General features: G+C 73.1%; 16 protein-coding genes. 11 read left to right on the forward strand and 5 right to left on the reverse strand.

Annotation, left to right across the window (positions count from 1 at the left end):
• Positions 1-62 precede the first annotated feature (62 nt).
• A complete protein-coding gene (locus ACE1OA_RS20460) occupies positions 63-1367 on the forward strand; it encodes an acyltransferase family protein (protein ID WP_432753180.1) in 1305 nt (434 codons plus the stop codon).
• Between the two features lie 16 nt (positions 1368-1383).
• On the opposite strand, the gene ACE1OA_RS20465 is transcribed toward ACE1OA_RS20460, so the two are convergent.
• Positions 1384-2478, reverse strand: coding sequence for a hypothetical protein (locus tag ACE1OA_RS20465; RefSeq protein WP_356605729.1), 1095 nt, complete (start codon positions 2476-2478; stop codon positions 1384-1386).
• Positions 2475-3518 (reverse strand): hypothetical protein, encoded by a 1044-nt coding sequence (locus ACE1OA_RS20470; RefSeq protein ID WP_384869241.1) that lies wholly within the window; start codon positions 3516-3518, stop codon positions 2475-2477. The genes ACE1OA_RS20465 and ACE1OA_RS20470 overlap by 4 nt, the downstream gene beginning before the upstream one ends.
• 96 nt (positions 3519-3614) lie before the next feature.
• Between ACE1OA_RS20470 and ACE1OA_RS20475 the strand changes: the two genes are divergently transcribed.
• The 8 genes from ACE1OA_RS20475 to ACE1OA_RS20510 all read left to right on the forward strand — a co-directional run bounded on the left by ACE1OA_RS20475 (position 3615) and on the right by ACE1OA_RS20510 (position 14705).
• Complete coding sequence (locus ACE1OA_RS20475; protein ID WP_384869245.1) at positions 3615-5420, forward strand: ABC-F family ATP-binding cassette domain-containing protein; 1806 nt, start codon at positions 3615-3617, stop codon at positions 5418-5420.
• Between the two features lie 112 nt (positions 5421-5532).
• Positions 5533-7428, forward strand: a complete 1896-nt coding sequence (locus ACE1OA_RS20480) for a PQQ-binding-like beta-propeller repeat protein (protein WP_432753181.1) — start codon at positions 5533-5535, stop codon at positions 7426-7428.
• Positions 7429-7441: 13 nt separating this feature from the next.
• On the forward strand, positions 7442-9238 hold the full coding sequence (locus ACE1OA_RS20485; RefSeq protein ID WP_386540814.1) for a PQQ-binding-like beta-propeller repeat protein: 1797 nt from the start codon (positions 7442-7444) through the stop codon (positions 9236-9238).
• A gap of 298 nt (positions 9239-9536) precedes the next feature.
• Positions 9537-10226, forward strand: coding sequence for a helix-turn-helix transcriptional regulator (locus ACE1OA_RS20490; RefSeq protein ID WP_356605739.1), 690 nt, complete (start codon positions 9537-9539; stop codon positions 10224-10226).
• 237 nt (positions 10227-10463) lie between these two features.
• Positions 10464-11507 carry a galactose-1-phosphate uridylyltransferase gene (gene galT / locus ACE1OA_RS20495; RefSeq protein ID WP_432753182.1) on the forward strand — a complete coding sequence of 348 codons (1044 nt, stop codon included), beginning with the start codon at positions 10464-10466 and terminating at the stop codon, positions 11505-11507.
• Positions 11504-12472: a UDP-glucose 4-epimerase GalE gene (gene galE, locus ACE1OA_RS20500; protein WP_356605743.1), complete on the forward strand. Its 969-nt coding sequence runs from the start codon at positions 11504-11506 to the stop codon at positions 12470-12472. The genes galT and galE overlap by 4 nt, the downstream gene beginning before the upstream one ends.
• On the forward strand, positions 12469-13608 hold the full coding sequence (gene galK, locus ACE1OA_RS20505) for a galactokinase (protein ID WP_356605745.1): 1140 nt from the start codon (positions 12469-12471) through the stop codon (positions 13606-13608). Before galE ends, galK begins: the two co-directional genes overlap by 4 nt.
• Before the next feature lie 332 nt (positions 13609-13940).
• Positions 13941-14705: a response regulator transcription factor gene (locus tag ACE1OA_RS20510; protein WP_356605906.1), complete on the forward strand. Its 765-nt coding sequence runs from the start codon at positions 13941-13943 to the stop codon at positions 14703-14705.
• Here the strand turns inward: ACE1OA_RS20510 and ACE1OA_RS20515 are convergent.
• Complete coding sequence (locus ACE1OA_RS20515) at positions 14664-15161, reverse strand: MarR family winged helix-turn-helix transcriptional regulator (protein ID WP_356605747.1); 498 nt, start codon at positions 15159-15161, stop codon at positions 14664-14666. The genes ACE1OA_RS20510 and ACE1OA_RS20515 overlap by 42 nt on opposite strands.
• A 131-nt stretch (positions 15162-15292) precedes the next feature.
• Here ACE1OA_RS20515 and ACE1OA_RS20520 point away from each other — a divergent pair, with 131 nt between their 5' ends.
• Both ACE1OA_RS20520 and ACE1OA_RS20525 read left to right on the forward strand, forming a co-directional pair.
• The gene (locus ACE1OA_RS20520; RefSeq protein ID WP_432753183.1) at positions 15293-16135 is read left to right on the forward strand and encodes a trans-aconitate 2-methyltransferase; all 843 of its coding nucleotides are present in this window, start codon (positions 15293-15295) and stop codon (positions 16133-16135) included.
• Positions 16135-16503, forward strand: coding sequence for a VOC family protein (locus ACE1OA_RS20525; protein WP_432753184.1), 369 nt, complete (start codon positions 16135-16137; stop codon positions 16501-16503). The genes ACE1OA_RS20520 and ACE1OA_RS20525 overlap by 1 nt, the downstream gene beginning before the upstream one ends.
• Before the next feature lie 52 nt (positions 16504-16555).
• On the opposite strand, the gene ACE1OA_RS20530 is transcribed toward ACE1OA_RS20525, so the two are convergent.
• Positions 16556-17239 (reverse strand): TetR/AcrR family transcriptional regulator, encoded by a 684-nt coding sequence (locus tag ACE1OA_RS20530; RefSeq protein WP_384869366.1) that lies wholly within the window; start codon positions 17237-17239, stop codon positions 16556-16558.
• Positions 17239-18222: an acyl-CoA desaturase gene (locus ACE1OA_RS20535; RefSeq protein WP_356605753.1), complete on the reverse strand. Its 984-nt coding sequence runs from the start codon at positions 18220-18222 to the stop codon at positions 17239-17241. Before ACE1OA_RS20535 ends, ACE1OA_RS20530 begins: the two co-directional genes overlap by 1 nt.
• Positions 18223-18378 lie beyond the last annotated feature (156 nt).

An 18378-nucleotide genomic window follows, 5' to 3' on the forward strand; every position in this document is an offset into this window, starting at 1 on the left:
CACGCCGCGGTTGAGTATCCGCGCCCTGACGAACGGCCCGCCCTCCGCGGGACCTTGGGCGCATGGGAATCAGCGCTCGTGAGCTCGCCGCCGCCACGCCCGCGACCCGCGACCGGTACGTCGACCTCCTGCGGGTCGCCTCGCTGGGCGTCGTGGTCCTCGGCCACTGGCTGATGGCCGCCGTGTCCGGGGACGGGACGGTCGGCAACCTGCTCGCCGTCGTACCGGAACTCCAGCCGCTCACCTGGGGACTCCAGGTGATGCCGGTGTTCTTCTTCGTCGGGGGCTTCTCCCACGCCCTGGCCTACCGCTCCCGGCCGGACTACGCCGCCTTCCTGCGGGCCCGGCTCCAGCGGCTGCTGCGGCCGGCGATGGTCTTCATCGGCGTCTGGGGCGCCGCGGCGCTGCTCGTCCCGCTCCTCGGCGGGGACGGCGGCCTGACCGGCGTCGCGCTGCGGCTGGTCGCCCAGCCGCTCTGGTTCATCGGCGTCTACCTCGCGATGGTGGCCTTCACCCCTCCGTTGCTGCGCCTGCACGAGCGCCACGGCTGGGGCGCCTTCGCGGGCCTGGCCGGCGGGGCGGCGGTCGTCGACGTGCTGCGCTTCGCCCTCGACGTGCCGTTCGTCGAGTTCCTGAACTTCGCCTTCGTCTGGCTCGCCGTCCACCAGCTCGGCTTCCTACGCGCCGACGGGCGGATCGGCCGCCCCGGCCTCCTCGCCGGCACCGGCCTCCTGGGCGCCGCCGCGCTCGTCGCCCTCGGCCCGTACCCGCTCTCCATGGTCGGGATGCCCGGCGAGAAGGTCTCGAACATGGCCCCGCCCACGCTCGCCCTGCTCTGCCACGGCCTGTGGCTGGTGGGAGCGGTCGAACTGCTCAAGGGCCCGGGGGCGAGGTTCGCGGGGCGCGCCGGCGTCTGGCGCAGGGTCGTCGCCGCCAACGGCATCGCCATGACGGCCTTCCTCTGGCACCTGACGGCCATGCTCGGCGTCTACGGCGCCATACTCGCCCTCGGCCTGACGCCGCCCGACCCGGCGACGCCCGCCTGGTGGTCCCAGGTCCCCGTCCGTGTCGCCGCGGCGGTCGTCCTCACCGCGGTCCTCGTCGCCGCCTTCCGCCGCTTCGAGCAGCCCGTCCCGGCCGCCCCCGCCACCGGCACCGGCGGCCCGCTCGCCGTCCTCGGCATCACGCTGGCGCTGTTCGGTGTCCTGGGCCTGTCCATGACCGGCTTCGCGGGCCTTCTGGAGGGCCACGCGGCCACCCTGATCGCGGTCCGGGTCACCGCCCCCGCCGCCATCGCCATGACGCTCGCGGGCTGGCTCCTGGTCGAACGGGCCGGCCGGACCGCCCGGCACCGCCCCGCCACCTGACCGCGGGGCGGACCCCCTACCTGCCGGACACCGCGGAGGACGCCTTCGGGACCCCGCAGCCATGGGCTTTCGCGGACTTCTCCGCGAAGCGCCGCAGGGCGGCCCGCAGGCCCGGGTGGTCCAGCGCGAGGACGGAGGCGTGCCCCTCGCCGGTGCGGGAGGTCACCTCGTACACGGCCTTGCCCCCGGCACCCGGACACGAGGCGGCCAGCATGTACCGCCCGTCCCGGTGCTCGCCCGCCAGCCGGGCGTCGTCCCGCTGCTCCATGCCCTTGAGGCCGAGGAACGGCCCGTAGAACGCCGTGAAGCCGTACAGGGGCGCACCGGCCGTCCCGCCGAGCGCGCAGCCCTCGACCGGCTTCGGGCCCGGCACGGTCTCGACCGCCGTGCGGACGCCCCAGCGCGCGGCGGTCGCCGCGTCCAGGACGCCCGCGCAGCTCCCGGACACCTCGGCGAACGGCCGGTGGTCCCACGACGTCACCGACATGCCGACGTCCTTCACCGGGCGCCCCGGCGAGGCCTCGCAGCCGGTCCGGTGCGCGTAGGAGACCGCCGTCCCGGTGAGCACCGCGGCCAGCCGGTCCCGTTCCGCCGCCCGGGAGAAGTCGGCCCGGTCGATGCGGGTGCTCACCGAGGCGACGAGCCCGTCCCCCGGTCCGGCGCCGCAGTCCAGCATCACCGTCACCCTCGCCTCGCCGCGGTCGTCCGCGTCGCCGTCGGGGGAGAAGCCGAAGGAACCGGTCCAGCCGTGGCCGAGCGGGGCGTCCTCGCGGTCCGCGTCCACGCCGGCCGCCGGCGCGCTCGCACGCCGCACCGACAGGTCGAGGCGGACCCGGCCGTCCTCGTCGTCCGCCCCGCGCACCCGGCACCACCAGGCACGCTCCCCGGGCCCGCCGGAGGTCGTCACCTCGGCACCGTCCAGCAGGGCCCGCAGCTCACCGGCCGCCAGGTCGCCGTCGCAGGCCGAGTCGAGGGCGGCGTCGTGCCGCCAGGCGTCCCAGCCGCCCGACACCCAGAACACCGCGCCGGCGGCGACGGCCACGGCCGCCGTCCAGGCCGCCGCCCGCCGCACCCGCCGCCGCGGGAGGAGCCGGTCGTCCGCCTCGCTCATGCCCACACCTTCCCGAGAACCTCGATGTCACGGCAGCCGCGGGCGGCGGCCAGATAGCGGTCGAGCAGCGCGTCGACGCGGGCCGCGAGCGCCGTCTTGTCCAGGCCGCTCACGCTCACCCGGTGCAGCGTCGTGCCCTGCGCGCACCGCGACCGGGCCCAGGCCGCCACCTCGTAGGAACGCCGGGTCGCCGACGCGGGCGCCCCGCCGCCGAGTCCGGCGAGTTCCGCCCCGTACTCCGTGCGTGCCTCCGGCAGCACGTCACCCCACCAGCTCGCCGAGCTGACCGCGTGCACGTCCGTCGCCGGCAGGCCGATCGCGCAGCCGCGGGCCCAGGCGTGCTCGCCGCCCGCCGCCGACTCCGTCTTCCCGCCGAACCACCGGCACGGCGCCGGGATCTCCCCGCGCTCACCGTCGTCACCCCGCTCGGGTGCCGGCGCCCGCGCGTCGGACGGGCGCACCGGCGCGCCCCCACAGCGGTTCCGCTTCCGGACGTCGTTCGCGAGCGCCGCGACGGCCGGCGCGAGTTCGGCCGCCTCCGGGCCCCCGACCAGCGAGGCGTACACCCGGAAGCCCGTCACCGGCCGCGGGTGGCCGGGCAGCCCCGCGGGGCAGGCCACCGTCACCTGCGCGTCGGCCCGCTCGTGCGCACGCGCCCACTCCGGCGCCGACGCGTACGGGGTGTCGCGCGCCAGATCCTCCGCCCGGACGCCCCTCAGGGGCGGGTCCGCCAGCGGCACCGCCGCGAACTCCAGCCGGGCGTCGTCCTCGCCGGTCCCGCCGACGGTGCACCCGGCCAGCGCACGCGGCCCGGCTCCTGGCCGGAGCTCCCACCGCACGTCCCCGGACAGCAGGTCCCGTACGACGTCCCGGGGCAGTACGCCCCCGCAGGCCCTGGCCAGCACCGCCGCGTTGTGGTCCGCGCGCCGCTCCGCCCGGACCACGAGGAAGCCCGCCACCAGCGCCGCGAGCAGCACCACGGCGGTCGCCGGGGGCAGCCACCGGTGCCTGCGCCCACGCGCCCACACGGAATCGGACATCCCCGGCCCCCCGCCTCGAAAGATCGCAGCAGGCTATCGCACCCCCCGCGGCGTCTACCCTTGGACGTCGATCGATCCCCCGGTACAGGAGTCAAAGTGGCCGTCAACCTGGTCAATGTCGAGGCCGTCAGCAAGGTGTACGGCACCCGTGCCCTGCTCGACGGGGTCTCACTCGGCGTCTCCGAAGGGGACCGGATCGGCGTCGTGGGCCGCAACGGCGACGGCAAGACCACCCTCATCCGGATGCTCGCCAAGCTGGAGGAGGCCGACACCGGCCGCGTCACGCACAGCGGCGGGCTGCGGCTCGGCGTGCTCACCCAGCACGACTCGCTCGACCCGGCCGCGACCGTCCGCCACGAGGTCATCGGCGTCATGGCCGACCACGAGTGGGCCGGCAGCGCCAAGATCCGCGACGTGCTCACCGGCCTCTTCGGCGGGCTCGACCTGCCCGGCTTCGAGAAGGGGCTCGACACCGTCATCGGGCCGCTCTCCGGAGGCGAGCGGCGCCGGATCGCGCTGGCCAAGCTGCTCATCGAGGACCAGGACCTGATCGTCCTCGACGAGCCCACCAACCACCTCGACGTCGAGGGCATCGCCTGGCTCGCGAGCCACCTCCAGCAGCGCCGCTCGGCGCTCGTCTGCGTCACCCACGACCGCTGGTTCCTCGACCAGGTCTGCACCCGCATGTGGGACGTGCAGCGCGGCGACGTCCACGAGTACGAGGGCGGCTACTCCGACTACGTCTTCGCCCGTGCCGAGCGGGAGCGCATCGCCGCCACCGAGGAGGCCAAGCGCCAGAACCTGATGCGCAAGGAGCTGGCCTGGCTGCGGCGCGGTGCCCCCGCCCGGACCTCGAAGCCGCGCTACCGCATCGAGGCCGCCAACGAGCTGATCGCCGACGTGCCGCCGCCGCGCGACACCTCCGAGCTGATGAAGTTCGCCAACGCCCGGCTCGGCAAGACCGTCTTCGACCTGGAGGACGTGACCGTCACCGCCGGACCGAAGACGCTGCTCCAGCACCTCACCTGGCAGCTCGGCCCCGGCGACCGGATCGGCCTCGTCGGCGTCAACGGCGCGGGCAAGACCTCGCTGCTGCGCGCCCTCGCCGAGGCCGCCGACACCCAGGGCGAGACCCAGCCCGCCGCCGGCAGCATCGTCGTCGGCAAGACCGTACGCCTCGCCTACCTCTCCCAGGACGTCACCGAACTGCCCGCCTCGCTGCGCGTCCTGGAGGCCGTGCAGCAGATCCGCGACCGGGTCGACCTCGGCAAGGGCCGCGAGATGACCGCCGGCCAGCTGTGCGAGCAGTTCGGCTTCACCAAGGAGAAGCAGTGGACGCCGGTCGGCGACCTCTCCGGTGGCGAGCGACGCCGGCTGCAGCTGCTGCGCCTGCTGATGGACGAGCCGAACGTGCTCTTCCTCGACGAGCCCACCAACGACCTCGACATCGAGACCCTGACCCAGCTGGAGGACCTCCTCGACGGCTGGCCGGGCTCCATGGTCGTCATCTCCCACGACCGCTTCTTCATCGAGCGCACCACGGACAAGACGCTCGCGCTGCTCGGCGACCGGACCCTGCGGATGCTGCCGCGCGGCATCGACGAGTACCTGGAGCGCCGCCGCCGGATGATCGAGGAGGCCACCCCTGCTCCGGCCGCCCCGGCCGCGCAGCAGAAGCAGGGAGTGTCCGCCGCCGACGCCCGCGCCGCGAAGAAGGAACTGCAGAAGGTGGAGCGTCAACTCGACAAACTCTCCGAGCGGGAGAGCAAGCTGCACGCCCAGATCGCCGAAAACGCCACAGACTTCGAGAAGGTGGCGAAACTGGACGCGGAGCTGCGCGAACTGGCCGGGGAGCGTGACGAGTTGGAGATGCGTTGGCTTGAACTCGCCGAAGACGCGTAACGACGGCATCACGGGCCGGTCCTCCCTTGGGTACAAGGGGTGGACCGGTCACTTTTGCGCCATCCCGTGAGTGGTAGAAAGAAAACCCGCTCACTTCAAGGGGGAAGCGCTGATGACCCAGCCGCCCAGCAACCAGCCGCCTGGCTTCGGCGCTCCGGAAGGCCCCGAGGGCCCGAGCCAGGGGACCCCGGCCGTACCGCCGATGCCGCCGGCCCCGCCCGCCGCGGCACCGCAGACGCCGCCCGCGCCCGGTCCGTTCGACAAGGCCCCCGAACCCCCGCAGGGCCCGCCCGCCGCGGCTCCGCAGACGCCGCCTCCGGCACAGGCCCCGCAGCAGCCGCCGACCGCGCCCGGCCCGTACGGCCAGCCGCCGCAGCCCGGTTACGGCTACCCGCAGCAGGCCCCGCAGCCCGGTTACGGCTACCCGACGCAGGCTCCCCAGCCCGGTTACGGCTACCCGACGCAGGCGCAGCCCGGCCCCTACGGGCAGCCGCCGCAGCCCGGTTACGGCTACCCCGGCCAGCCGCAGTACCCCGGCCAGGCCCCGTATCCGGCACCGACCGGCGGCGGTTCGAACCCCTTCAAGGGCAAGCCCGGCGTCATCATCGCCGCGGCCGCGGCCGCGCTCCTGCTCATCGGCGGCGGCACCTGGTTCGCGCTGAGCGGCGACGAGGAGGACAAGCCGGTCGCCCAGCCGACCGCCTCCCCGACCGGCCCGAAGCCGAGCGAGTCCGTCGACCAGGGCGACGGCAGCGGCGACGGCGACAAGGGTCCCGAGGACCTCAACGCCGGCCGCCAGCCCGGCGAAGCCAAGATCAACTGGATGCTGAAGAACAACGTCGACCTGCCGAAGAACGGCTCCGACGTCCTCGGCCCGTGGATCGTCGGCGACGTCGTCGTCAAGGCCATGTACAAGAGCATCGACGGCTACAGCCTCAGCGACGGCTCGGCGAAGTGGCACCTGGACGTGCCCTTCGAGCTGTGCGCCGCCCCGCCGGCGCCCGCCGCCGACGGCACCATGGTCTTCGCCCACCACGACAAGGCGGGCGACCGCGCCAAGTGCACGCAGCTTCAGCAGGTCGACCTGAAGACCGGCAAGGCTGGCTGGAAGAAGGCGGTGCCCAAGGCGAGCGGCCTGTTCGCCTTCGACGACAACACCCTCGCCATCAGCGGCAGCACGGTGACCGCCGCCGGCACCAGCAGCGCGTACGGCTTCTCCATGGCCGACGGCAGGCAGCTCTTCGCCTCGCCGAGCAGCGGCTGCAAGCCGTACGCCTACGCGGGCGGGGAGAAGCTGATCGCGGCCTCCTCCTGCCCCTCCGGTGACGTGAACAAGAAGCAGCAGCAGATCGGGGAGGTGGACCCGAACACCGGCAAGGCCAGGTGGAACTACAAGCTCCCGGCCAACTGGGAGGTCGACCGGGTCTACTCGGTGAACCCGCTCGTCGTCTCCGCCACGCAGCGCGACGAGAAGAAGTGGATGGTCTTCGCCCTCACCGCCGACGGCCGGCTGCGCTCCCAGATCCAGGGCGGCAGCGACAAGTTCGCCCCCAAGTGCGGCGGATCCTTCGTCGTCTTCGGCAAGAACCTCCAGGGTTGCGTGGGCGTCGCCGCCGACGCGAACACCTTCTACATGGCCACCGAGACGAGCTACGGCACCCCGAACGAGGTCGTCGCGTTCGACCTGAACACCGGCAAGGCCAAGTGGCGCTCCAAGGCGCCCGGCGAGCAGAGCATGATCCCCCTCCGGATGGAGGGCCCGGACGTCCTGGTCTACGTCGACCCGTCCTACGACAAGGGCGGCGCCGTCGCCACCGTCGCACCGACCGGCGGCGCGCCGAAGGTCCTGCTCCAGCACCCGGCGGCCACCGCCCAGATCGAGAGCACCTACTACGACCCGGGCTACGCCTACGGCAACGGCACCTTCGTGATCACCGCAGGGCGTGTGTCGGCCTTGAACGACAAGGCGGAGAAGGAAGTCAAGACGATGATGGCCTTCAGCAAGTGAGGTACGCAGACCGATGACCCAGCCCCCGCCGCCGCCCAACCAGCCCCCGGGCCCGCCCCCGAACCAGCCGCCGGGCGGTTTCGGCGCACCCCAGGACCCGCCCCCCGGCGGTTTCGGCGCCCCGCAGGACCCGCCTCCCGGCGGTTTCGGTGCGCCGACGCCCCCGCCGCAGGGTCAGCAGCCCTACGGCTACCCGCAGCAGCCGCCGACCCAGCCGCAGTACGGCTACCCGCAGCAGCCGCCGACGCAGCCGCAGTACGGCTACCCGCAGCAGCAGCAGCCGCCGTACGGGTACCCGACCCAGCCGCAGTACCCGCAGGTGCCGCAGCCGGGCGGCCCCTCCGGTGGCAAGAAGCTCTCCGCGCAGATGCAGATCATCATCGCCGCGGCCGTGGCCGTGGTGCTGCTCATCGGCGGTGGCGTCTGGTACGCGAACTCCGGCGGCGGCGAGAAGGACGACACCGCCAAGAACACCTCCGGCGCGCCCCAGGGCACCGGCGGCACCGCCGGGATCGGCGGCAACGGCAAGGAGAAGCCGCCGGCCGACGTCCAGGGCCAGGTGGCCTTCCAGCTGCCCGTGCCGAAGGTCCCGGACATCACGGACGTGTCGGGCTCCTGGCTCACCGACAAGGCGTACGTGAAGCCGGGCGTCAACTCGGTCGTCGGCTACGACCTCGACAAGGGCACCCCGCTGTGGACGCTGCCGCTCGCCGGCCAGGTCTGCGGCGCCTCCCGCCACGTCACGGCCGACAACAAGACGGCGATCCTCTTCGAGGAGGCCAAGCGCGTCGCGCCGAAGTACTACCAGAAGTGCTCCGAGGTCGGCGTCGTCGACCTCAACACCGGGAAGCTGGTGTGGTCCACCCACGTCACCGGCGGATCGGCGGGTGACGACAAGGCGCGCTTCAGCGAGATCACGCTGAGCGGCACCACCGTCGCGGCCGGCGGCACGGACGGCGGCGCCGGCTTCGACCTGGGCAACGGCAACCCCCGCTGGAAGCCCCAGCCCAACGCCGACAACTGCTACGACATGGGTTACGGCGGCGGCGCGGGCCTGGTCGCCGCCCGCAAGTGCGGCCCGTACGGCTCGCAGACCGTGACGATCCAGAACCTCAACCCGACGACCGGCGCGCCGATCTCGCAGTACAAGATGCCCACGGGCGTCGACTACGCGTCGATCGTGTCCACCAAGCCGCTGGTCGTGGCGGCCGACGTCGGCGACACCGCCGGCGACGGCAGCGGCATCTCGGACTTCTTCTCGATCGACGAGCAGACCGGCAAGCTGAGGGCGAAGATCACGGCGGACGCGGACCGGTACGCGGCCAGCTGCCGCTCCACCAAGGTCGAGTCCTGCAACAAGGCGCTCGTCGGCAACGGCCGGCTCTACCTGCCGACCGAGGAGCACGAGGGCAGCACCGGCGAGTACGGCGACGAGACGAACGAGATCCTCTCGTTCGACCTGGCCACCGGCAAGCAGGCCACCGGCAAGGCGGACGCGGGCGACCGCTACACGCTGATGCCGATGCGCATGGACGGCGGCAACCTCATCGCGTACAAGCACCCCCCGTACGACAAGGGCGGGAAGATCGTCTCCATCGACGGCGGCACCATGAAGGAGACGGTGCTGCTGGAGAACCCGGCGGACAAGGCCGTCCGGGACGCGGAGACGGGCTTCACCGAGAACGGCTCGGAGTACCGCTACGCCTCGGGACGGTTCTTCATCTCGCAGACGCTGCTGAGCAAGCCGCGCGAGTCCTCCTCGACGAACGACAAGGAGTACCTGGCGATCGCCTTCCGCGCCGCGCAGTGATCCCCGTGGAGTGACCGTGGGCCCCCTCCGGACGACCGGAGGGGGCCCACGCGCGTCGGCGCCCCGGGGTCCGGTGACCGGGTTCCCCTCCCGTTCCTGCTCGCGGGCCGTCGGCGGCGGCCCGGGGTGGGCGACGCCTGACGGCCCGGCAATTTGTGTTCAGGCAGGGTCATTTCGGTCCCTGGGCGGTCTTCCGTAGGAGTTCGGGGCACGTCGGCCCAAAGGACCGTGTAACTTGCCGGGGCATCAGGGTCACTGGAGCCGGGGGACGGCTCCAGGGGGGATAAGGGGTTGCTCGATGGGCGTGCGGCTCATGGTGGTCGACGACCACCGTCTGCTCGCCGAGGCGCTCGCCTCGGCACTGAAGCTCCGTGGGCACCGGGTGCTCGCGGCGGCGGCGCCGGTCGCGGGCGCGGCGGAGCTGGTCGTGAGCCGGGCGCCGGAGGTGTGTCTGCTCGGCACGGCGGCGCCGGCCGAACCGGGGGCCTTCGACCCGATCGTACGGATCAAGCGTGAGCGGCCCCAGGTCGCCGTGGTCGTGCTGGGCCCGGTGCCCTCGCCCCGCGGGATCGCGGCGGCCTTCGCGGCCGGCGCCTCCGGGTACGTACGGCACGACGAGCGCATCGAGGGGGTCGAGCGCGCCCTGATGAAGGCGCGGGCGGGGGAGACGGCGGTGGCGCCGCAGCTCCTCCAGGGCGCCTTCGCGGAACTGCTCAACCCGGTGGCGCAGCCGGACGACGAGGGGCAGCGGCTCCTGCGGATGCTGACCCCGCGCGAGGTGGAGGTCCTGGTCCGGGTGGCCGAGGGCGAGGACACCCGGCTGATCGCCGCGGGGATGGGGATCGCCGCCAGCACCGCGCGCACGCACGTGCAGCGCGTGCTGATGAAGCTGGGGGTCGGCTCGCGACTGGAGGCGGCCGCGCTCGCCGCCCGTACCGGCCTGCTGGACCACGCGCCCGTCCCCGGCCCCCGCGCGCCGCGCGGCTGAGGGCTGTCCCGTCCGGGCCCGGGGGAGACCTGAGGGCCGCCCGGGGAGGACCGCCCGGCCAGGGTCCGCGGGACTCCTGCCGGTGCGGGCCCCGCCCTGCGCGGGCCCCGCGCCACGCCTCCCGCCGTCCCCCCAAGGGGGACGGTCCTGCGCGAAAGCCGCCGTCGGCGTTGACGTCGATGTTTGATTGTGGTTCCTTGTGCGTGGTTCTGTTGGGTTGCGCACGGAGGCACTCCCGTGAAGAAGACCGTCACCACCCTGGCCGACGGGCGTGAGCTCATCTACTACGACGCCGCCGACGACACCGTCCGCGACGCCGTCGACACCCGCCCGCTCGACCCCGTCGCGTCCCGCTCCGAGGTCCGCCACGACCTGCTCCTCGGAGACAGCGTCGTCATCGCCTCGCACCGCCAGGGCCGCACCTTCCACCCGCCGGCGGACGAGTGCCCGCTCTGCCCGTCACGGGACGGCCGGCGGAGCGAGATCCCGGCCGACGGCTACGAGGTCGCGGTCTTCGAGAACCGCTTCCCCTCCCTCGCCGGCGAGGCCGGCCGCTGCGAGGTCGTCTGCTTCACCTCCGACCACGACGCCTCCTTCGCCGACCTCGCCCCCGACCGGGTCGCCCTGGTCCTCGACGCCTGGACCGACCGCACGGCCGAACTCGCCCAGCGTCCGGGCGTCGAGCAGGTCTACTGCTTCGAGAACAGGGGAGCCGAGATCGGCGTCACCCTGGGCCACCCGCACGGCCAGATCTACGCCTTCCCCCACACCACCCCCCGGACCGCGCTCATGCGGCGCAACGCCGCCGAGCACCGGGAACGCACCGGGCGCAACCTCTTCGACGAGGTCGTCGCCCGCGAGCGCGCGGACGGGGCGCGGATCGTCCTGGAGGGCGAGCACTGGATCGCCTTCGTCCCCTACGCCGCGCACTGGCCGTACGAGGTCCACCTCTACCCGGTGCGCCGGGTGCCCGACCTGCGCGCGCTCGACGACGCCGCCCGCACGGAGTTCCCACAGGTCTACCTGGAACTCTTGAGGCGCTTCGACCGGATCTTCGGCCCGGCCGAGCCGCCGACTCCGTACATCGCCGCCTGGCACCAGGCGCCGTTCACGGACGACCGGCGGGAGGAGTTCGCGCTGCACCTGGAGCTTTTCACCGTGCGCCGGGCCTCTGGCAAGCTGAAGTACCTCGCGGGCACCGAGTCCGGCATGGGCGCGTTCATGAACGACGTGCCACCGGAGTCCGCGGCACACAGACTCCGAGAGGTAGCGAGCAAGTGAGCAAGTATCTGGTGACGGGCGGGGCCGGCTACGTGGGCGGCACGGTCGCGCAGCACCTGCTGGAAGCGGGCCACGAGGTCACCGTCCTCGACGACCTCTCCACCGGTTTCCGCGAGGGCGTCCCGGCCGGGGCCACGTTCGTCGAGGGCCGCATCCAGGACGCGGCCCGGTGGCTGGACCCCTCCTACGACGGAGTCCTGCACTTCGCCGCCTTCTCGCAGGTCGGCGAGTCGGTCGCCGACCCCGCGAAGTACTGGGAGAACAACGTCGGCGGCACGATGGCACTGCTCGCCGCCATGCGCGAGGCGGGCGTGCGCAGGCTCGTCTTCTCCTCCACCGCCGCCACCTACGGCGAGCCGCGGAGCGTCCCGATCACCGAGGCGGCGCCGACCGCCCCGACCAACCCCTACGGCGCCACCAAGCTGGCCGTCGACCACATGATCAGCGGCGAGGCCGCCGCGCACGGCCTGGCCGCGGTCTCCCTGCGGTACTTCAACGTGGCAGGCGCCTACGGCGACTGCGGCGAGCGCCACGACCCCGAGTCGCACCTCATCCCGCTGGTCCTCCAGGTGGCCCAGGGCAAGCGCGAGGCGATCAACGTCTACGGCGACGACTACCCGACGCCCGACGGCACCTGCGTGCGCGACTACATCCACGTCGCCGACCTCGCCGAGGCCCACCTGCTCGCCCTCGGCGCCATGACCCCCGGCGAGCACCTGATCTGCAACCTGGGCAACGGCAACGGCTTCTCCGTGCGCGAGGTCGTCGAGACCGTGCGCAAGGTGACCGGCCACCCGGTCCCCGAGGTCGTGGCCGCGCGCCGGGCCGGCGATCCGGCCGTCCTGGTCGCCTCGGCCGACACCGCGCGGGAGCGGCTCGGCTGGAATCCGTCCCGTCCGGACCTGGCGGGCATCGTGCAGGACGCGTGGGCGTTCGCGAACAAGAGGGAGCAGGGACAGGCATGAGCGTGGCGGGGGAGTTCGCGGCACTGTACGGAGCGCGGCCCGAGGGCGTCTGGGCGGCTCCGGGGCGGGTCAACCTGATCGGTGAGTACACCGACTTCAACGACGGTTTCGTCATGCCGCTGGCTCTCCCGCACACCGCGGTGGCCGCCGTCTCGCGCCGCACCGACGGCGTGCTGCGGGTCCACTCCGCCGACGTCGACGGCGGGGTCGTCCAGCTCGACGTCGACAGCCTCGAACCCCGCTCCGGCACCGGCTGGGCCGCCTACCCGGCCGGTGTCGTCTGGGCGCTGCGCGAGGCGGGTCACCCGGTCACCGGGGCGGACGTCCACCTCGCCTCGACCGTGCCGACCGGCGCCGGGCTCTCCTCCTCGGCCGCCCTGGAGGTCGTCACCGCCCTGGCGCTCGACGACCTGTTCGGCCTGGGCCTGAGCCGTCCCGAGATCGCCGTCCTCGCCCAGCGGGCCGAGAACGCCTTCGTCGGGGTGCCCTGCGGGGTGATGGACCAGATGGCGTCGGCGTGCGCGGCCGAGGGGCACGCCCTGTTCCTGGACACCCGCGACCTGTCGTACCGTCAGGTGCCCTTCGACCTGGCCGCGCGGGGGCTGCGGCTGCTGGTGGTGGACACCCGCGTGAAGCACGCCCTCGGGGACGGCGCGTACGCGGAGCGGCGCGCCGGCTGCGAGGCAGGCGCGCGGGCGCTCGGCGTGCGCACCCTGCGCGAGGTCGATGCCGCGCGCCTGTCCGACGCGCTCGCGCGCCTGAGCGACGAGACCGTGCGCCGCTATGTCCGGCACGTCGTGTCGGACAACCACCGGGTGGAGCGGACGATCGCCCTCCTCGACGCCGGCGACGTCCGGGCCGTCGGCCCGGTGCTCACCGAGGGCCACGTCTCCCTCCGGGACGACCTGCGGGTCTCCAGCCCGGAACTGGATCTCGCCGTCGAGGCCGCGAACACGGCCGGGGCGCTCGGCGCACGGATGACGGGCGGCGGATTCGGCGGCTCGGCGATCGTGCTGGTCGAGGAGGCGGCGGCCGAGGCGGTGTCCGCCGCGGTCGGCAAGGCGTTCGCCGAGGCCGGTTTCACCGCGCCGGGCGTCTTCGCGGCGATCCCCGCGGCGGGTGCCCGGCGTCTGTGACGCCACCACCCCGCGCGGGGGCCGGTGGACGGGGCGCCCCGCGCGAACCGCGACCTTCGGAACTGTCGACTTCTGTCGGGTTTCGACCCTTGCGGCTCATGCGTCACACCCCTGACGACCAGTTCTGTGAATCGGCTTCCCCCTCTGCGGCTCGCCCGTACTCTGATGCACAGCACCGGTGGGGGCCGGTGCCGTTCAGGGGGCGAGACCAGTCGGGTACGGCGCCCGGGGTGGGGTAAAAGTCACTGCACGGCGGCGGCCGTGCGCACGACGGACCCGCCCCCCGGCGCCGTATCCGCGCCGGTCCGTTCCTCGACACTTTGGGGGTGTCCGTGGTCCGTATCCGGGTCCTGGTGGTGGACGACCACCGCATCTTCGCCGAGTCGCTGGCAGCCGCCCTCGCGGCCGAGCCCGACGTCGACGTCTCCGCCGCGGGCAGTGGTCCGGCCGCACTGCGCTGCCTGGACCGCGCCGCCGCCGAGGGCCGCCGCTACGACGTGCTGCTGGTCGACGCTGACCTCGGCGCGCTGCCCGGGGCTCCGGCGGTCGCCCGCGCCGTACCGGACCACGGCGAGGCCGTGGTGGACGGCATCTCCCTGGTCGCGGGGGTCCGCGAGGCCCGGCCCGCCGTCCGCTCGATCGTGCTCGCCGAGAAGGACGACCCGCACCGGGCCGCCCTCGCCCTCCAGGCCGGCGCCTCGGGATGGGTGGCCAAGGACTGTTCGCTCCAGCGCCTGCTCGCCGTGATCCGCGGCGTCCTGCGGGACGAGACGCATCTGCCGCCCGCGCTGCTGACGGGTGTCCTGCGGGAGCTGACGGCGGCCCGGAAGCACCGGACCGAGAGCGAACAGCTGGTGGAGTCGCTGACCCCGCGCGAGCGCGAGGTGCTCCGCTGCATGGTGGCGGGCCTGGGGCGCAAGGCGGTCGCCGAGCGCCTGTTCCTGTCGCCGCACACCGTCCGCACGCACATGCAGAACGTGCTCGGGAAGCTGGGCGTGCACTCGACGCTGGCCGCGGTGGCCCTGGCGCGCCGGGCCGGTGTCGGTCCCGCCGAGCTAGCCGGGGATGTTGTCGAACGGGGCGGTCAACTGGCGTAGCAGGTCGGCCAGTTCCCCGCGCTGGGCGCGCGAGAGCTGGGCGAGGATGGCCCGTTCCTGGGCGAGCAGTCCGGCCAGCGCCTGGTCGGCCCGGTCGCGGCCCTCGGGGGTGAGGCGGACCAGGACCCCGCGCCGGTCGCTGGGGTCGGGGAGCCGCTCGACCAGCCCCTTCTTGGTGAGCCGGTCGATGCGGTTGGTCATGGTGCCGGAGGTGACCAGCGTCTGGGTCAGCAGCTGACCGGGGGAGAGCTGGTAGGGGGCGCCGGCGCGGCGCAGCGACGTGAGGACGTCGAACTCCCAGGGCTCCAGCTGGTGCTCGGCGAAGGCGAGCCGACGGGCGCGGTCGAGGTGCCGGGCGAGCCGCGAGACGCGGCTGAGCACCTCGAGCGGTTCCACGTCGAGGTCCGGGCGCTCGCGGCGCCATGCAGCGACCAGCCGGTCGACCTCGTCCTCCATGACGATCAGTGTAGAGGGTCTGTTGACATAAAGTCTCTTGACGTCAAGATATATTCGGCTGGACTATGGGGAAGGACCGGGCCGGAACACCGTTCCGCTTCGGTAGCTCGTTCCAGCAAGGGGGCTCGAACATGCGTTCCGCACCATCTTCTGCTTCTACCGCACCGATATGGGATCCCCAGCAGTACCTCCGGCACGCGGGCCTGCGCGCCCGTCCCTTCCTCGACCTGCTCGCCCGCATCCCCCACCTGCCCACCGAGGGCAGGCCCGCCCGGATCGCCGATCTGGGCTGTGGACCCGGCAACGTGACCGCGCTCCTCGCCGACCGCTGGCCGGACGCCCACATCACCGGCTTCGACCTCTCGCCCGACATGCTCCAGCGCGCCGAGAAGGACTACGCCGGAACCACGGCCGGCGGCGGCTGGCTCGACTTCCGGCCCGCCGACGCCGCGCACTGGAACCCCGAGGAGCCCTATGACCTGATCGTCTCCAACGCGGCCCTCCAGTGGGTCCCCAACCACCCCGAGTCCTTCACCCCCTGGATCGCCGGACTCAAGCCCGGCGGCACCTTCGCCTTCCAGGTCCCCGGCAACTTCACCTCGCCCAGCCACGCCCTGCTCGGCGAGCTCTGCGACACCCCTCAGTGGCGCGACCGCCTCGGCGACCAGGGCCGCCGTTTCATCCACGTCCTGGACCCGGCCGACTACCTGACCCGGCTCGCCGACCTCGGCTGCGCGACGGACGTCTGGGAGACCACGTACTCGCAGCTCCTGCCCGGCGAGGACCCCATCCTCGACTGGGTCAAGGGCACCGCGCTGCGCCCCGTCCTGACCGCGCTCGAAGGTGACCCGAGGGCGACCGAGGCCTTCCTCGCCGCCTACCGCGACCTGCTGCGCGCGGCCTACCCGCCCGGCCCGCACGGCACCGTCTTCCCGTTCCGCCGGATCTTCGCCGTCGCCACGAAGGGGCTCTGATGCTGACCGCCGTCGACCACGTCCAGCTCGCCGCACCGCCGGGCTCGGAGGACCTCCTCCGGGCGTACTACACCGGCGTCCTCGGCATGACCGAGGTCGCCAAGCCGCCCGTCCTCGCCGCACGGGGCGGCTGCTGGTTCGAGGCCGCGGACGGGGCCGTCCGGCTCCACCTCGGCGTCGAGCAGGACTTCCGCCCCGCGGCGAAGGCCCACCCCGGCCTGCGGGTCACCGCGATCGCCGGCTACGCGGCCCGCCTGGAGGAACGCGGCGCGAAGGTCGTCCGGGACGACGATCTCCCGGGCCACCGCCGCTTCTACTCCGAGGACCCCGTGGGCAACCACCTGGAGTTCCTGGAGCCCCTGGAGTGACAGGACGGGGGCGCCGCATCCGCGGCGCCCCCGTCCGGCTCTCCCGGCGGCCTCAGCTCTTGCGGTGCCCTATCAGGCGCGGCTTCTGCTCCAGACCGTCCAGGCCGTGCCAGGCCAGGTTCACCAGATGCGCCGCGACCTCGGCCTTCTTCGGCCTGCGGACGTCCAGCCACCACTGACCGGTCAGGGCCACACTGCCCACCAGCGCCTGCGCGTACAGCGGCGCCAGCTTCGGATCGAAGCCGCGGGCCTTGAACTCCAGGCCCAGGATGTCCTCGACCTGGGTGGCGATGTCGCTGATCAGCGACGCGAACGTGCCGGTCGACTGCGCCACCGGCGAATCACGGACCAGGATCCGGAAACCGTCCGTGTAGTTCTCGATGTAGTCCAGCAGCGCGAACGCCGCCTGCTCCAGCAGCTCCCGCGGATGCCCGGCCGTCAGCGCGCCCGTCACCCCGTCCAGGAGCTGGCGCATCTCCCGGTCGACCACGACCGCGTACAGGCCCTCCTTGCCGCCGAAGTGCTCGTACACCACCGGCTTGGACACCCCGGCCTTGGCCGCGATCTCCTCGACGGACGTGCCCTCGAAGCCCTTCTCGGCGAAGAGCGTGCGGCCGATGTCCAACAGCTGTTCCCGGCGCTCCGCGCCTGTCATGCGGACCCGGCGCCCCCTGCGGGGCTTGCCGGTGCCGCTGCTGCCGGTAGTCGTACTGCCATCGATCGCCACGTCATCCATCATGCCGCGTTCGCGGGCTTGTCCTGGCGGCGGGCTTCGATACGGGACGCGTCCGGCCAGCGCACGTCGGATGCCCAGCCCAGCTGCTCGAACCAGCGGATCAGCCGGGCGCTGGAGTCGACCTGGCCCTTCAGCACCCCGTGCCGGGCCGAGGTCGGGTCCGCGTGGTGCAGGTTGTGCCAGGACTCGCCGCAGGACAGCACCGCGAGCCACCACACGTTGCCCGAGCGGTCACGGGACTTGAAGGGCCGCTTGCCGACCGCGTGACAGATCGAGTTGATCGACCACGTCACGTGGTGCAGCAGCGCCACCCGCACCAGCGAGCCCCAGAAGAACGCGGTGAACGCGCCCCACCACGACATCGTCACCAGGCCGCCCACCAGCGGCGGGATCGCCAGCGACACCACCGTCCACAGCACGAACTGGCGCGAGATCGCCCGGATCGCCGGGTCCTTGATCAGATCCGGCGCGTACTTGTGCTGCGGCGTCTGCTCCTCGTCGAACATCCACCCGATGTGCGCCCACCACAGGCCCTTCATCAGCGCCGGCACCGTCTCGCCGAACCGCCACGGCGAGTGCGGGTCGCCCTCCGCGTCGGAGAACCTGTGGTGCTTGCGGTGGTCGGCCACCCAGCGCACCAGCGGTCCCTCCACCGCCAGCGACCCCATGACGGCCAGCGCGATCCGCAGCGGCCGCTTGGCCTTGAAGGAGCCGTGCGTGAAGTAACGGTGGAAGCCGATCGTGATGCCGTGGCAGCCGATGTAGTACATCGCCACCATCAGGCCCAGATCGAGCCAGCTCACCCCCCAGCCCCAGGCCAGGGGCACCGCGGCGAGCAGTGCGAGGAAGGGCACCGTGATGAACAGCAGCAGCGTGATCTGCTCGACCGACCCCTTGCTGTCCCCGCCGAGCGTGGCGGAGGGCGGATCGGGGGCGGTGACGCGCGCCTCGGGTTCCGAGGTCACCTCGGGGGTAGTGGTCATGAGGGTCCCCTGGGGATGAAGGGATGAAAGGGAGTCAAAGGGACGCGTGGCTACGCCTCCGTAACCTACGGCGACGTAAGTATGGCAGTGGGATGCCCCGCGGCAAGAGGGCGCAAGGAGGGGCACGGAAGGCGTCGTGGAAATGGACACCTATCC

Origin of the sequence: Streptomyces sp. JL2001, assembly GCF_050917515.1 — a bacterium.
Lineage (GTDB): Bacteria > Actinomycetota > Actinomycetes > Streptomycetales > Streptomycetaceae > Streptomyces.

Coding starts and splice junctions, on each gene's coding strand:
- ACE1OA_RS20460 (WP_432753180.1), top strand. CDS start 63: ATGGGAATCAGCGCTCGTGAGCTCGCCGCCGCCACGCCCGCGACCCGC.
- ACE1OA_RS20465 (WP_356605729.1), bottom strand. CDS start 2,478: ATGAGCGAGGCGGACGACCGGCTCCTCCCGCGGCGGCGGGTGCGGCGG.
- ACE1OA_RS20470 (WP_384869241.1), bottom strand. CDS start 3,518: ATGTCCGATTCCGTGTGGGCGCGTGGGCGCAGGCACCGGTGGCTGCCC.
- ACE1OA_RS20480 (WP_432753181.1), top strand. CDS start 5,533: ATGACCCAGCCGCCCAGCAACCAGCCGCCTGGCTTCGGCGCTCCGGAA.
- ACE1OA_RS20485 (WP_386540814.1), top strand. CDS start 7,442: ATGACCCAGCCCCCGCCGCCGCCCAACCAGCCCCCGGGCCCGCCCCCG.
- ACE1OA_RS20490 (WP_356605739.1), top strand. CDS start 9,537: ATGGGCGTGCGGCTCATGGTGGTCGACGACCACCGTCTGCTCGCCGAG.
- galK (WP_356605745.1), top strand. CDS start 12,469: ATGAGCGTGGCGGGGGAGTTCGCGGCACTGTACGGAGCGCGGCCCGAG.
- ACE1OA_RS20515 (WP_356605747.1), bottom strand. CDS start 15,161: ATGGAGGACGAGGTCGACCGGCTGGTCGCTGCATGGCGCCGCGAGCGC.
- ACE1OA_RS20520 (WP_432753183.1), top strand. CDS start 15,293: ATGCGTTCCGCACCATCTTCTGCTTCTACCGCACCGATATGGGATCCC.
- ACE1OA_RS20525 (WP_432753184.1), top strand. CDS start 16,135: ATGCTGACCGCCGTCGACCACGTCCAGCTCGCCGCACCGCCGGGCTCG.
- ACE1OA_RS20530 (WP_384869366.1), bottom strand. CDS start 17,239: ATGGATGACGTGGCGATCGATGGCAGTACGACTACCGGCAGCAGCGGC.
- ACE1OA_RS20535 (WP_356605753.1), bottom strand. CDS start 18,222: ATGACCACTACCCCCGAGGTGACCTCGGAACCCGAGGCGCGCGTCACC.